Raw genomic sequence first — 14,014 nt, 5'->3', positions numbered from 1 at the left:
TCCTAAGCCATTGTATAGACAGGAAATGGATATCCGTACATTGATCGTAGTGGCAGCGCTCTGTGCGCTGCCAGGTTGTGTCACAGAGACCACTTACGCTGGCCAGAATTCGACCCAGCGTGAAGTGGGTCCTGACCTCAAGGCCGCCGCCCAGACTCGTCTCGATCTGGGTATCCAGTATCTGCGCCAGGGCAATGCCGAGCAGGCCAAATTCAACCTCGACCGCGCCCTTCAGTACGATCCCAACAATCCTCAGGTCTACATCGGTTTTGCCTATTTCTACCAGCAGGTGTCGGATTTCAAGGCCGCCGAGGCGAGCTACAAGAAAGCACTGGCCATGGATCCGTCCAATGCTGACGCGATGAACAACTATGGCGCCTTCCTCTGCAACCGTGGCCGCTTCGACGAAGCGGAAAAGGCGTTCTTGCAGGCCGTCAGCCAGCCCGATTACGTGAAGATCGCCGATACCTACGAGAATGCGGCGCTCTGCTCGATGCAAAATCACAGAAATGACAAGGCCGGCGAGTATTATCGTCTGGCCTTGGGGTATAATCCCCGCAATCCTAGGTTATTGCTGGACATGGCCGAGCTTTCCATGAAAGATGGCAAGCTTCCTGATGTCCAGTCTTACCTCGCGCGCTTTGCCGACGTGGCAGAGGAGAACGAGGAGAGCCTCTGGCTCCGGCTGCGGCTGGCCCAGGCCATGGACAAACCGGCATTACTTCACCAATTCGGGACTGAGCTGGTAAGGCAATATCCCACTTCGCAACAAGCCAAGCGTTACTTAGCCAATGACTACTGAACAGCCACACGATTTCCAAGACGACTCCCAGGCAGCGGGCCCAGGCCAGCTGCTGCGCAACGCCCGTGAACAGCTCGGCTGGACCCGGGAACAGGTTGCGTCCCGCATTCACCTTCGTCTGACCCTGATCGCCGCCATCGAAGCGGATACCTATGACAAGCACACGTCCCATACCTTCATTCGTGGCTATCTGCGGGCCTATGCCAAGCTCGTGGGCATCCCCGAGGAGACCATCCTCGCCGCCTACGAAAAGCTGGGGCTGACTCCCCCCGACAACATCGACATGCAGAGCTTCTCCCGTCGCTCCCGCCAGCAGGCCAATGACAGCCGGCTCAAGGTGGTGACCTGGCTGGTGATCCTGATGCTGATCGGGCTCTCCGTCGCCTGGTGGTGGCAGAGCACGGCGCGCCGCTCTGCCGGTGACGACGCCCTGGCGGCGACCGAGATGAGCGCGACCGTCAATACGCCGGAAGCGAATGTTGCCCCCGCCGTGGAGGTCGCCGAGCCCGTGCTGCCCGTAGCGTCCGATGCCGTGTCCACCCAGGTTGTGGTGAGCGGTGCCACCGCGACCCTGCCTGTGGTCGCTACGGATGCCAGCGCAGCCGTCCCGACGGACGTTTCCGGTGCGGTCTCGACTGCCGAGAGCACGACCACCGAGCCCGCCAAGGCGCCCCAGCTCAAGATGAGCTTCACCGCCGATTGCTGGCTGGATGTCAAGGATGCCAACGGCAAGACCCTGTTCAGTGGTCTGAAGAAGGCGAACGACGAGCTTGTGCTGGAAGGACCCGAGCCACTCAGATTCATCATTGGCGCGCCCATGGCGGTCAATCTCGAATATCAGGGCAAGTCCTTCGACATGAGCCGTTACAACAACGGCCGGACTGCCCGCTTCTCACTGCCGCAGGAGTAATCAGTCCGCCATGTCTGTTCACGAAAAGCCCGCACACGAATCACCCATCGTTCGTCGCAAATCCAGACAGATCATGGTCGGCAACGTGCCGGTTGGGGGCGATGCCCCCATCACGGTACAGACCATGACCAACACCAAGACCACGGACGTGGCCGCTACCGTCGAGCAGATCCAGCGGATCGAGCGGGTCGGCGCCGACATCGTCCGGGTCTCCGTCCCCACCATGGAGGCGGCGGAAGCGTTCAAGCTCATCAAGCAGCAGACCCGCATCCCCATCGTGGCCGACATTCACTTCGACTACCGCATCGCCCTCAAAGTGGCCGAGTACGGGGCCGACTGCCTGCGCATCAACCCGGGCAACATCGGCAACGAAGAGCGGGTGCGTGCGGTGGTGGATTGCGCCCGTCACTACAACATCCCCATCCGCATCGGTGTCAACGGCGGTTCCCTTGAGCGTGATCTCCAGGAGAAATATGGCGAACCGACCCCGGAGGCGCTGCTGGAGTCCGCCATGCGCCACGTGGATTACCTGGATCGCCTCGACTTCCAGAACTTCAAGGTGAGCGTGAAGGCGTCCGATGTCTTCCTGGCAGTCGGTGCCTATCGCCTGCTGGCCAAGCAGATCGATCAACCCCTGCATCTGGGCATCACGGAAGCGGGCGGTTTTCGCGCCGGCGCGGTCAAGTCCGCCATCGGCCTTGGCATGTTGCTGAGCGAGGGGATTGGCGACACCCTGCGCATCTCCCTGGCCGCCGATCCGGTGGAAGAGGTGAAGGTGGGCTTCGACATCCTCAAATCCCTGCGCATCCGTTCCCGCGGCATCAACTTCATCGCCTGTCCCTCCTGCTCCCGTCAGGAGTTCGACGTCATCGGCACGGTCAACGCCCTGGAAGAGCGGCTCGAAGACATCATCACCCCGATGGATGTCTCCATCATCGGCTGTGTGGTGAACGGTCCGGGGGAGGCGCTGGTTTCCGATCTCGGCCTTGCGGGGGCCGCCAACAAGAGTGCCTTCTACGAGGGGGGCCAGCGGGTCGACCGGCTCGACAACAAGGATTTGATCCCGACCCTGGAGCGTCGCATCCGTGCCCGGGCCGCCATGCTGGATCCGGCCAACCAGATCCAGGTGGACAAAGGTTGAACCATGACGGGGCCACCTGGGGTGGCCCCGGCTTTAGGTTGTTGATTTTACATCCCGCATCCGGGCACCCGATTTTACCTCGGGGTCGAAAATCCCTATAATGCGGCCAAATTTTACCTCTTTTTCTCGAGTATCAACGTGGCAAAACAGATCCAAGCTATTCGCGGTATGAATGATTGCCTGCCGGAGCAGAGCCCGGTATGGCAGAAAGTAGAACAGATCCTGCGCCAGGTCGTGGCCAGCTATGGCTACAGCGAAGTGCGCATGCCCATCGTCGAGCAGACCCATCTGTTCAAGCGTGCCATCGGTGAAGTGACCGACGTGGTCGAAAAAGAGATGTACACCTTTGAAGACCGCAACGGCGACAGCCTGAGCCTGCGTCCGGAAGGGACCGCCAGTTGCGTGCGTGCCGGCATCGAGCACGGTCTGCTTTACAACCAGGAACGCCGGATGTGGTACATGGGCCCCATGTTCCGTCACGAGCGTCCCCAGAAAGGTCGCTATCGCCAGTTCCACCAGTTCGGGGTCGAGCTGTTCGGTATCAACGGGCCGGACATCGATGCCGAGCTCATCATGCTGACTCACCGCCTGTGGCGTCTGTTCGGCATCAGCGATCACGTGACCCTGCAGCTCAACACCCTCGGCCAGAGCAGCGAACGTGCTGCCTATCGCGATGCCCTGGTCGCCTATCTGGAACAGTACAAGAGCGAGCTGGACGAAGAGAGCCAGCGCCGCATGTACAGCAACCCCCTGCGGGTGCTCGACTCCAAGGACGAGAAAGTGCAGGCCATCCTGGCAGGTGCCCCCCGTCTGTTCGACCACCTGGGCGAAGAGAGCCTGGCTCACTTTGAAGGGCTCAAGCGCCTGCTCACGGCGGCCGGCATCCAGTTCGAGGTGAACGAGCGTCTGGTGCGCGGCCTCGACTACTACAACCTGACCGTGTTCGAGTGGGTGACCAACAGCCTGGGGGCCCAGGGCACCGTCTGTGCCGGTGGTCGCTACGACGGCCTGGTGGAGCAGCTCGGTGGCCAGCCGACCCCGGCGGTGGGTTTTGCCATGGGCATGGAGCGTCTGGTGCTGATGCTTGAAACCCTCGAGCTCAATGCTGACATCCGCCCGGCGGTGGATGTCTATCTCTGCATGGTGGGTGAGGGGACCGAGCAGGCTGGCTTTGCTCTGGCCGAGCGCCTGCGCGATGCTCTGCCGGACTTGCGCCTCATGAGCCACTGCGGCGGCGGCAACTTCAAGAAACAACTCAAGCGTGCCGACAAGAGCGGCGCGGCCATTGCCCTGATCCTTGGGGAGACCGAGGTGCAAAGCGGGGAGATCACCATCAAATATCTGCGTGGCCAGGCCGAGCAACAGACCGTCTCGGTCTATGCCGCCATCGCCCTGCTGGCAGCGAAAGGAGAGTAAGCTGTGGAAGTGTATACCACTGAAGAACAACAGGTTGAGGTCATCAAGAACTGGTGGAAAGAGAACGGCACCTCGGTGATCGCCGGGACCGTGATCGGTTTGGTCGGCCTCTTTGGCTGGCGCTACTACAACGAGATGCAGCAGAACAACCAGGAAGCCGCCTCCCAGGCTTACAACGAGATGACCGCCCAGCTCGCCAAGGGGGATGACGCCGCTCTGGAGCAGGCAAAGAGCTTCATTACCGCCCACAAGGGTGACGCCTATGCCGAGCTGGCTGCCCTGCAACTGGCTGCGGCCGCCGTCAAGGCGGGCAAGCTGGATCTGGCTGCCGAGCAGCTGACCCAGGTGGCCGCCAGTGGCGATGACAGCATCAAGCCCATCGCCGCCCTGCGTCTGGCCCGGGTCCTGAGCGATCAGGGCAAGGCTGACGAGGCCCTGGCCCAGCTTGGCAAGATCAACAACGACGCCTTCAAGGCCCAGGTGGCGGAAGTGCGCGGCGACATCCTGCAAAAGCAGGGCAAGGCCGAAGAAGCGCGCGATGCCTATCAGGCGGCGGCGGATGCCGGCGGCCTGCAGAGCAGCGCCGAACTCAAGCTGAAGATGGATGATCTGGCGCTGCCAGCCGTCACTGCGGGCGAGGCTCCGGATGCGTAATCTGTACAAGCGAATGGCGCTGGGGGTGGCTGTCTCCTTCGCCTTGCAGGGCTGCTCCCTGTTCAGTTCGGAAGAAGATCTCAACCCCATGGCACCCCTGCCCAAGGTCGAGTCCGCGTTCACTGCCGATACCGCCTGGTCCTCCTCGGTCGGGGATGGCATCGGCAACTTCTACTCCCAGCTCAAGCCGGTGGTGGAAGAGGACCGCATCTATGCAGCGGCCCGTGATGGCGATGTGACCGCCTTCGAGCGCGAGAGCGGCAAGGAGCTGTGGAGCGTGGATCTGGCAGATCTGCCCATCAACGCCGACAAGCGCAGCGCCCGTCTCTCCGGCGGCCTGGTTTCCCGCTACGGCAAGCTGTTCCTCGGGTCCGAAAACGGGGTGGTCTACGCCCTGAACGAGGCCAACGGCGAAGTGCTGTGGCAGACCACGGTGCCGGGGGAAGTGGTGGCGAGCCCCGCCGTCGAGGATGGCCGCGTGGTGGTGCTGACCACCTCCGGTCGCCTGGTGGCGCTCGATACCGACGAGGGCAAGCTGCAGTGGACCCTGTCCGAAGAGCAGCCGCCCCTGACCCTGCGCAGTGCCGGCGCCCCCATCATCACCAACGGTGCCGTCATCTATGGCCGCGCCGATGGCAAGGTGGGCATCGCCCTGCTGAGCAACGGTCAGCCGGTGCGTCAATCCAAGGTGGCTGACCCGCGCGGCGCCACCGAACTGGATCGGATGGTGGACGTCGATGCCAGCCCGCTGATTGCCGGTGATGAGCTCTACGCCATCGCCTACAACGGCCAGTTGATGGCGCGCAAGCTGATGAGCGGAGACGAAGTGTGGAAGCGCAAGTATTCCGGTTATCGCGACATGGCGGTGACCGGCAATGCCATCGTGCTGACCGACAGCCGCAGCCATCTGTTTGCGGTCGATCGTCGCAACGGTCTCGAGCTGTGGTCCAACACCCAGCTGGAAAACCGCACCGTGACCGCCCCCGTCATCCTGGGTGACTATGTGGTGGTCGGCGATGTGGAAGGTTACCTGTATTGGCTGGACCGTACCGACGGGACCATCAAGGCCATGCAGCAGCTCGACAGCAGTGGTCTCTATGCCGCTCCGCTGGTGGAGGGTGACACCCTGTATGTGCAGAGCCGTGACGGCAAATTGTACGCCCTCAAGCGTCCTTGATCGTCCGATAATGTGAATATCCGGCTCCTGGTCTTCGGACCCGGAGCCTTTGTCGTCTTGAGAATGAGGCTTTTATGACTCCTGTAGTTGCCCTGGTGGGCCGCCCCAACGTGGGGAAATCCACCCTGTTTAACCGCCTGACCCGTACCCGGGATGCCCTGGTTGCCGACTTCCCCGGCTTGACCCGGGACCGCAAATATGGCCAGGCGAAGCTGGGCGAGCTGGAATTTATCGTGGTCGATACCGGCGGTATCGATGGCACCGAGGAGGGGATCGAGCTGAAGATGGCCGAGCAGTCCCTGCTGGCCATCGAAGAGGCCGATGTGGTGCTCTTCATGGTGGATGCCCGTGCCGGTCTCACCGCGGCGGATCAGGCTATCGCCGAGCACCTGCGCAAGACCCACAAGAAGGTGTTTCTGGTGGCCAACAAGACCGACGGCATCGACGGTGACTCCGCGGTGTCCGAGTTCTACGGTCTGGCCCTGGGCGAGGTCTACCAGATGGCAGCCGCCCACGGCCGTGGCGTACTGAGCCTGCTGGAGCTGGCCCTGGCCCCCCACCTCGAGACCCTGGTCGGCTCTGCCACCGAGGCACAAGAGGAAGAGGAGCTGGAGGAGTTCGACGAAGAGGCCCTGCTGCGCATGGTGGCTGCCGGTGAGCTCGACACCCGGGAAGATACCAAGGAGACGCCGTTCGCCGACCTGCCCATCAAATTTGCTATCGTCGGTCGCCCCAACGTTGGCAAATCCACCCTGACCAACCGCATGCTGGGTGAAGATCGGGTCATCGTCTACGACATGCCGGGTACCACCCGCGACTCCGTCTACATCCCCATGGAGCGCGACGATCAGAAATACGTGGTCATCGACACCGCCGGCGTGCGTCGCCGTGGCAAGGTGCACGAGACGGTGGAGAAGTTCTCCGTCATCAAGACGCTCAAGGCGATTGAAGATGCCAACGTCTGCCTGCTGGTCATTGACGCCCGGGAGACCATCACGGATCAGGACTTGAGCATCCTCGGCTTCGTGCTCAACAGCGGCCGCTCCGTGGTACTGGTGGTCAACAAGTGGGACGGCCTGGATCAGAAGGTGAAAGAGGACGTCAAGAACGAGCTGGACAGACGTCTGGGCTTCATCGACTTCGCCCGGGTGCACTTCATCTCCGCCCTGCACGGCAGTGGCGTCGGTCACCTGTTCGAATCCATCAACGAGGCTTACGAGTCCGCGACCCGCCGTACCAGCACCGCCATGCTGACCCGCATCATGCAGATGGCCCAGGAAGATCACCAGCCGCCCATGGTGAATGGTCGCCGGGTCAAGCTGAAGTATGCCCATGCTGGTGGCTACAACCCGCCGCGCATCGTGATCCACGGCAACCAGCTGAACGACCTGCCGGACTCCTACAAGCGCTACCTCATCAACTACTTCCGCAAGTCGTTGAAGATCATGGGGACGCCGATCCGGGTGGAGTTCCAGGAGTCGGTCAACCCGTTCGAGGGCAAGAAGAACACCCTGACCCTGAGCCAGGAACGCCAGCGCAAGCGCCTGCTCAAGGCCAAAGCGAAGAAATAAAGCCCTGCGGCTGCCCTTACCGGCAGCCGTTTTTCTTGATGGCCCTCCTCAGGGCAGACAAACCGGGGGAGGGGCTGCGAGTGACGCCGGTGCACAGTGACGTAAAGAGGAGTCGAGAAGAGAATGAACACGCTGACCTGCCCTGCCTGTCAGGGCGAACTGGACAGCCGCAGCCGCGAGACGACGTGTGGCCAATGTCAGGCCCGTTATCGTATCCGGGCCCTGTGTCCTGCCTGCGGGCAGGAGCTGGAGCGGCTTCGGGCTTGCGGCGCGGTGGATTATTTTTGCAACCACTGCAACACCCTGGTCTCCAAGCGCACCGTTCTGTTTGAAGCGCAGCCTGACAAGGCATAAAAAAACCCGGCTGATGCCGGGTTTATACTGTGTGCTCCGCTATCAGCAGCGTGAAGGAGCGGTTTCTGTGCCAGATCTTGCGTTTCATGTCGGCCAGCTTGAGCTTGCGTCTCGGGCTCCAGGCACATTTGGTTTTTCGGGCCAACATGGCTCTTCTGCGTGCTCGCATCCTGTTCTCCTCCCTGGTCTTGCGTGGGGTCGAAAGGGCCCTTGGCAGGAACTGCAACGCAATGAATACATTGCAATAAGTTCGCTCCAGCGCCCCTCGTATACCCAAGGATGGTAACAGAGAACAGGGCAGGAAAACACACCCCCGGCGAGGCTAGGGGGTGATGATCTGTTTGACCACTTCGGCGATGATGGCCGGACGCTGCGCTTGCACGTCCGGCTCGCTGCTGTCGTCCTCGTCCAGCTCCTCCCGACGATGGGCCTTCTGCTGTTCGTTGTCGAGCCAGAGCAGGCTCTGGTAGTACTGGCGCACGTTGTTGACATAGTTGCGCGCCTCGCCGCCACGGGCATAGCCATAGCGTACCTTGCGATGCCAGCGTGACTGCTGCAACAGGGGCAGCACCTCTTTCACGTCGCTCCAGGCGTCCGGGTTCTTGCCCAGCTCCTTGGTCAGGCGGCGGGCATCCATCATGTGGCCGTAGCCGATGTTGTAGGCGGTGAGGGCAAACCACACTTTCTCGTCCGCCGGGACCGAGTCGGGCACCTTCGCCATCATCTCCTGCAGGTAGCGGGCGCCCCCCTTGATGCTCTCTTCCGGGTGGGTGCGATCGTTTACCCCCATCGCCTTGGCGGTCGGGCCGGTGAGCATCATCATGCCGCGCACCCCGGTGTAGGAGCGAGCCTGGGGATCCCAGTGGGATTCCTGGTAGCTGATGGCGGCCAGCAGCCGCCAGTCGATATCCTTGGCGTGGGTCTGGAACAGCGCCTGGTACTTGGGCAGCAGGCTCTTGGCCCGTTGCAGGAAGGTACGGGTGTCGACGAAGTCGAAGTTCTGTACGTGGCCGAAGTACTTCTCGTCGAGCTTGGCGATGGCGCCATCCATGAAGCGCTGACCGAAGAAGTCGATGATGCTGGCGTAGAGGCTGTCGTCGGGCAGCTTGGTCATGGCCCAGGCCACGGTCTGCTTGCTGGCGAGGGTCAAGCCTTCGGTGAGTTCGGGGTAGTAGCGCTGGGTACGGGCCAGTATGGTGTCCTGCACCACCGTGTAGTCCACCTTGCCGTCGGCAACCTGCTTGAGCAGCTCCTCCACGTCCGCATCCCGATTGGTGCTCCATTTCAGGTTGGGGTACTGCTTGGCCAGCTCCTTCATCAGGTCCTCGCCGGTGGAACCCGCCGGCACCACTATGTTGCCCTTGATGTCACCGAGGTTCTTGGGCCTGGAGGAGCCGTTGCGATAGACCAGCTTGGGGGAGACCTGGTAGAAGCCTGGGCCGAAGCGGAACAGCTTGCGCCGCTCCGGGGTCACGACGATGGCGGCGGCGGCGAGATCCAGCTTGCCCTTTTGCAGTTGCTCGACCAGCTCGGCGGTGCTGTAGGCCGGTACTATGGTCAGCTTGACCCCCAGCCAGTCGGCGTAAAGCTGCGCCAGCTCGTAGTCGAACCCCAGTGCGGTGTCGTCACGCTGGTAATAGGAAGTGGGGCCATAGAGGGTGCCAACCCGGATCTCGCCTCGCTGGCGGATCTGCTCCAGTTGGCTGGAGGGGTGGTAGAAGTCGCAACCGGCCAGGGCCAGCGTCAACATCATCCCGATGAACAGTCGAAAAATGCAGCGCAAGTAGGTGAGTACCCTTGTTGAAAAAATCGGCATTTGTCAAAAAAGAGGCACCTTTATACCAGAGAGTATGAAGGGAGTCACACCGCGCGAGATGAGAAAAACGTTTGTTCAGGATGGGCCTGATCCCTATAATACGCGCGTCTCAAATCCCCCCACACTCTAAAACTTGGTGAGAAAGGTATATGGAAATCTTGCGTGGTGCCCCAGCACTGTCTGAGTTTCGTGTCCACAAGCTGCTGCAGAGCTGCGCACAGAGAGGAGTAGAGATAGCAAGCGTCTATGCGGAATACGTGCATTTTGCCGAGCTGACGAGCCCGCTGTCGCCCCCCGAGCGAGCGACCTTGGGCCAGCTTCTGCGCTACGGCCCGACCATCCCGGAACACACCCCCAGCGGTCAGCTGTTCCTCGTTACCCCCCGCCCCGGCACTATCTCCCCCTGGTCTTCCAAAGCAACCGACATCGCCCACAACTGCGGCCTGAAACAGGTCAAGCGGCTGGAGCGCGGCATTGCCTATTATGTGCAGGCCAAGGGTGAGCTGAGCGTGGCCCAGCGTAGCGAGATCGCGGCCCTGCTGCACGATCGCATGATGGAAGTGGTCTTTGCCGAGATGAACGAGGCCGCCGCCCTGTTTGCTCACCACGAGCCGCGCCCCTTTACCCAGGTAGATGTGCTGGGTGGTGGTCGCGCCGCCCTGGCCGAAGCCAACGTGGTGCTCGGTCTGGCGCTGGCCGACGATGAAATCGACTATCTGGTGGAGAACTTCACCAAGTTGGGTCGCAACCCCAACGACATCGAGCTCTACATGTTTGCCCAGGCGAACTCCGAGCACTGCCGCCACAAGATCTTCAACGCCGACTGGACCATCGACGGCGAACAGCAGCCCAAGTCGTTGTTCAAGATGATCAAGAACACCTTCGAGCAGACGCCGGATCATGTCCTGTCTGCCTACAAAGACAACGCCGCGGTGATGGAAGGCAGCCAGGGTGGCCGCTTCTTCCCGAGCCCCGCCAACGGTGAGTACCAGTATCACCAGGAGCGCGTCGACATCCTGATGAAGGTGGAGACCCACAACCACCCGACCGCCATCTCTCCCTTCCCGGGTGCCGCCACCGGCTCCGGCGGCGAAATCCGCGACGAGGGTGCGACAGGCCGTGGCGCCAAGCCCAAGGCGGGCCTGGTGGGCTTCTCCGTCTCCAACCTGCGCATCCCCGGTTTCGAGCAGCCCTGGGAGCAGGACTTCGGCAAGCCGAGCCGCATCGTCAGCGCCTTTGACATCATGCAGGAAGGGCCCCTTGGCGGCGCCGCCTTCAACAACGAATTCGGTCGCCCAGCCATCCTGGGTTACTTCCGTACCTTCGAAGAGCAGGTGCCGAGCCACAACGGCGTCGAGGTGCGCGGCTACCACAAGCCCATCATGCTGGCGGGCGGTATCGGCAACATCCGCAGCGAGCACGTCCAGAAAGGGGAGATCCCGGTGGGGGCGGCCCTCATCGTGCTGGGTGGTCCGGCCATGAACATCGGCCTGGGTGGCGGCGCAGCCTCCTCCATGGCTTCCGGTCAGTCTGCCGAAGATCTCGACTTCGCCTCCGTGCAGCGTGACAACCCCGAGATGGAGCGTCGTTGCCAGGAAGTGATCGACCGCTGCTGGCAACTGGGGGACGACAACCCGATTGTCTTCATCCACGATGTGGGCGCCGGTGGTCTCTCCAACGCCATGCCGGAGCTGGTGAGCGACGGGGATCGCGGTGGTCGCTTCGACCTGCGTGCCATTCCGAACGACGAGCCGGGCATGAGCCCGCTGGAAGTCTGGTGCAACGAATCCCAGGAGCGCTATGTGCTGGCCGTGGCCCAGGACAAGCTGCCTCTGTTCAAGGCCTTGTGCGAGCGCGAACGCGCCCCCTATGCCGTCATCGGCACCGCCACCGAAGAGAAGCATCTCACTCTCTCTGATGATCACTTTGACAACCAGCCCATCGGTCTGCCGCTGGACGTGCTGCTTGGCAAGGCGCCCAAGATGCACCGCGACGTGCAGAGCCTGCCTGCCCAGGGCAAGGCGCTGCAACTGGACGGCATCACCCTCGGCGACGCCGCAGAGCGCGTGCTGCGCCTGCCGACCGTGGCGGAGAAGTCCTTCCTCATCACCATCGGCGATCGCACCGTAACGGGCCTCGTCAACCGCGACCAGATGGTCGGCCCCTGGCAGATCCCGGTGGCTGACTGCGCCGTCACCGCCGCGACCTACGACAGCTACCACGGTGAAGCCATGTCCATGGGCGAGCGCACCCCGGTGGCGCTGCTCTCTCATGCCGCCTCCGCCCGCATGGCGGTGGCCGAGGCCTTGACCAACCTGGCACCGGCCAATATCGGCTCCCTCAAGCGGGTCAAGCTCTCCGCCAACTGGATGTCCGCCGCCGGTCACCCGGGGGAAGATGCGGGTCTCTACGAGGCGGTGAAGGCGGTGGGCGAGGAGCTCTGCCCGGCCCTTGGCATCACCATCCCGGTGGGCAAGGACTCCATGTCCATGAAGACCCGCTGGCAGCAGGATGGGGAAGAGCGCAGCGTCACCTCGCCGCTCTCCCTGCTCATCTCCGCCTTTGCCCGGGTCGAGGACGTGCGCAATACCGTGACCCCGCAACTGCGCACCGATCTCGGTGAGACCGACCTTATCCTCATCGACCTTGGCAACGGCAAGCAGCGCCTCGGCGCCTCGGCCCTGGCCCAGGTTTACCGCCAGCTTGGGCAAAGTGCCCCGGATCTGGACAACCCGGTCCAGCTCAAGGGCTTCTTCAACGCCATCCAGGCGCTGGTGGCGGATCGCAAGCTGATTGCCTACCACGACCGCTCCGACGGCGGCCTCTTCGTCACCCTGACCGAGATGGCGTTTGCCGGTCACTGCGGCCTCGATATCCAGCTCGATCGCGTGGGTGGCGACCTGCTGCCGGCCCTGTTCAACGAGGAGCTGGGGGCCGTCATCCAGGTTCGTCGCGAAGACAAGGAAGCGGTGCTGACCCTGCTGGCCGGTCACGGTCTGGCAGCCTGCTCCCATGTGCTGGGCACGGTGCGCGAAGACGACCTCATCCTGTTCCAGCGTGCCGGCAGCGAGGTGTATCGCGCCAGCCGCACCGCCCTTCGCACCATCTGGGGCGAGACCAGCTGGCAGATGCAGCGCCTGCGTGACAACCCGGAGTGCGCCGATCAGGAGCATGCCGCCCGCCAGGACGCCACCGATCCGGGTTTGCAGGCCAGGCTCACCTACAACCCGTCCGACGACGTGGCCGCGCCCTATATCGCTCGCGGGGTTTCTCCCCGTCTGGCGGTGCTGCGCGAGCAGGGGGTCAACTCCCACGTGGAGATGGCGGCCGCCTTTGACCGCGCCGGTTTTACTGCGGTGGACGTGCATATGAGCGACATCCTCGAGGGGCGCATCAAGCTGGAAGATTTCCAGACCCTGGTGGCCTGTGGCGGCTTCTCCTACGGCGACGTGCTGGGGGCGGGGGAAGGCTGGGCCAAGTCCATCCTGTTCAACGACAACGCCCGTGAGCAGTTCCAGCGCTTCTTCGAGCGCGGCGATACCCTCTCCCTGGGGGTGTGCAACGGCTGCCAGATGATGTCCAACCTGCGTGACCTCATCCCGGGGGCCGATCTCTGGCCGCGCTTCGTGCGCAACCGTTCCGAGCGCTTCGAGGCGCGCTTTAGCCTGGTGGAAGTGCAGGACTCCCCGTCCGCCTTCTTCGCCGGGATGGCGGGCTCCGTGATGCCGATTGCCGTCTCCCACGGGGAAGGGCGCGTGGAAGTGCGCGATGCTGCTCACCTGGCTGCGCTGCAACAGAGCGGTCTGGTGGGGCTGCGTTTCGTGGACAACCGCGGCAACGTCACCGTGCAATACCCGGCCAACCCCAACGGCTCCCCTGACGGTATCACCGCGGTGACCAGTGCGGACGGCCGCGCCACCATCATGATGCCGCACCCGGAGCGGGTGTTCCGCACCGTGGCCAACTCCTGGCACCCGGACAACTGGGGCGAGGATGGCGCCTGGATGCGCATGTTCCGCAATGCTCGGGTTCGCCTGGGTTAATCCCGCGCGTACTTGAGCTCCGAATCAGAACCGGCCCCCGTGGCCGGTTTTTTTAGGTTCATCGCGGCTTTCCGGGGAAGGCCGCCTTGATTTTCAGAAAAAAGTATTCTGAGTCCCTAAATCCATATGC

At 62.6% G+C, this 14,014-nt stretch carries 10 protein-coding genes; 9 read left to right on the top strand and 1 reads right to left on the bottom strand.

Features of this window, described 5'->3' with window-relative positions:
- The first annotated feature begins 10 nt into the window (after positions 1-10).
- The 8 genes from tapF to PG896_RS06495 all read left to right on the top strand — a co-directional run bounded on the left by tapF (position 11) and on the right by PG896_RS06495 (position 8,025).
- Positions 11-802 carry a PilW family type IVa pilus biogenesis/stability lipoprotein TapF gene (gene tapF, locus PG896_RS06530; protein WP_080768047.1) on the top strand — a complete coding sequence of 264 codons (792 nt, stop codon included), beginning with the start codon at positions 11-13 and terminating at the stop codon, positions 800-802.
- Positions 792-1,712 carry a RodZ domain-containing protein gene (locus PG896_RS06525; protein WP_103857948.1) on the top strand — a complete coding sequence of 307 codons (921 nt, stop codon included), beginning with the start codon at positions 792-794 and terminating at the stop codon, positions 1,710-1,712. Before tapF ends, PG896_RS06525 begins: the two co-directional genes overlap by 11 nt.
- A 10-nt stretch (positions 1,713-1,722) precedes the next feature.
- The gene (gene ispG, locus PG896_RS06520) at positions 1,723-2,853 is read left to right on the top strand and encodes a flavodoxin-dependent (E)-4-hydroxy-3-methylbut-2-enyl-diphosphate synthase (protein ID WP_010675049.1); all 1,131 of its coding nucleotides are present in this window, start codon (positions 1,723-1,725) and stop codon (positions 2,851-2,853) included.
- Positions 2,854-2,991: 138 nt separating this feature from the next.
- Positions 2,992-4,269 carry a histidine--tRNA ligase gene (gene hisS / locus PG896_RS06515; RefSeq protein ID WP_103857949.1) on the top strand — a complete coding sequence of 426 codons (1,278 nt, stop codon included), beginning with the start codon at positions 2,992-2,994 and terminating at the stop codon, positions 4,267-4,269.
- Positions 4,270-4,272: 3 nt separating this feature from the next.
- Positions 4,273-4,923: a YfgM family protein gene (locus PG896_RS06510; protein WP_010675047.1), complete on the top strand. Its 651-nt coding sequence runs from the start codon at positions 4,273-4,275 to the stop codon at positions 4,921-4,923.
- Positions 4,916-6,100, top strand: a complete 1,185-nt coding sequence (bamB, locus tag PG896_RS06505; protein WP_039038719.1) for an outer membrane protein assembly factor BamB — start codon at positions 4,916-4,918, stop codon at positions 6,098-6,100. Before PG896_RS06510 ends, bamB begins: the two co-directional genes overlap by 8 nt.
- Positions 6,101-6,174: 74 nt before the next feature.
- A complete protein-coding gene (gene der, locus PG896_RS06500) occupies positions 6,175-7,671 on the top strand; it encodes a ribosome biogenesis GTPase Der (RefSeq protein ID WP_010675045.1) in 1,497 nt (498 codons plus the stop codon).
- Between the two features lie 123 nt (positions 7,672-7,794).
- Positions 7,795-8,025 carry a zinc ribbon domain-containing protein gene (locus PG896_RS06495; protein ID WP_039038718.1) on the top strand — a complete coding sequence of 77 codons (231 nt, stop codon included), beginning with the start codon at positions 7,795-7,797 and terminating at the stop codon, positions 8,023-8,025.
- Positions 8,026-8,347: 322 nt separating this feature from the next.
- Here PG896_RS06495 and mltF read toward each other — a convergent pair whose 3' ends face one another.
- Positions 8,348-9,841, bottom strand: a complete 1,494-nt coding sequence (gene mltF / locus PG896_RS06490; protein WP_042016648.1) for a membrane-bound lytic murein transglycosylase MltF — start codon at positions 9,839-9,841, stop codon at positions 8,348-8,350.
- A 149-nt stretch (positions 9,842-9,990) separates the two neighbouring features.
- On the opposite strand from mltF, the gene purL reads away from it, so the two are divergent.
- Entirely contained in the window at positions 9,991-13,884 is a 3,894-nt protein-coding gene (gene purL, locus PG896_RS06485) for a phosphoribosylformylglycinamidine synthase (protein ID WP_270835541.1), read from the top strand.
- The last annotated feature ends 130 nt before the right edge of the window (positions 13,885-14,014 follow it).

The organism is Aeromonas sp. QDB30, assembly GCF_027707645.1.
Lineage (GTDB): Bacteria > Pseudomonadota > Gammaproteobacteria > Enterobacterales > Aeromonadaceae > Aeromonas > Aeromonas caviae.
This window is presented reverse-complemented; position numbering and strand designations above follow the sequence as displayed.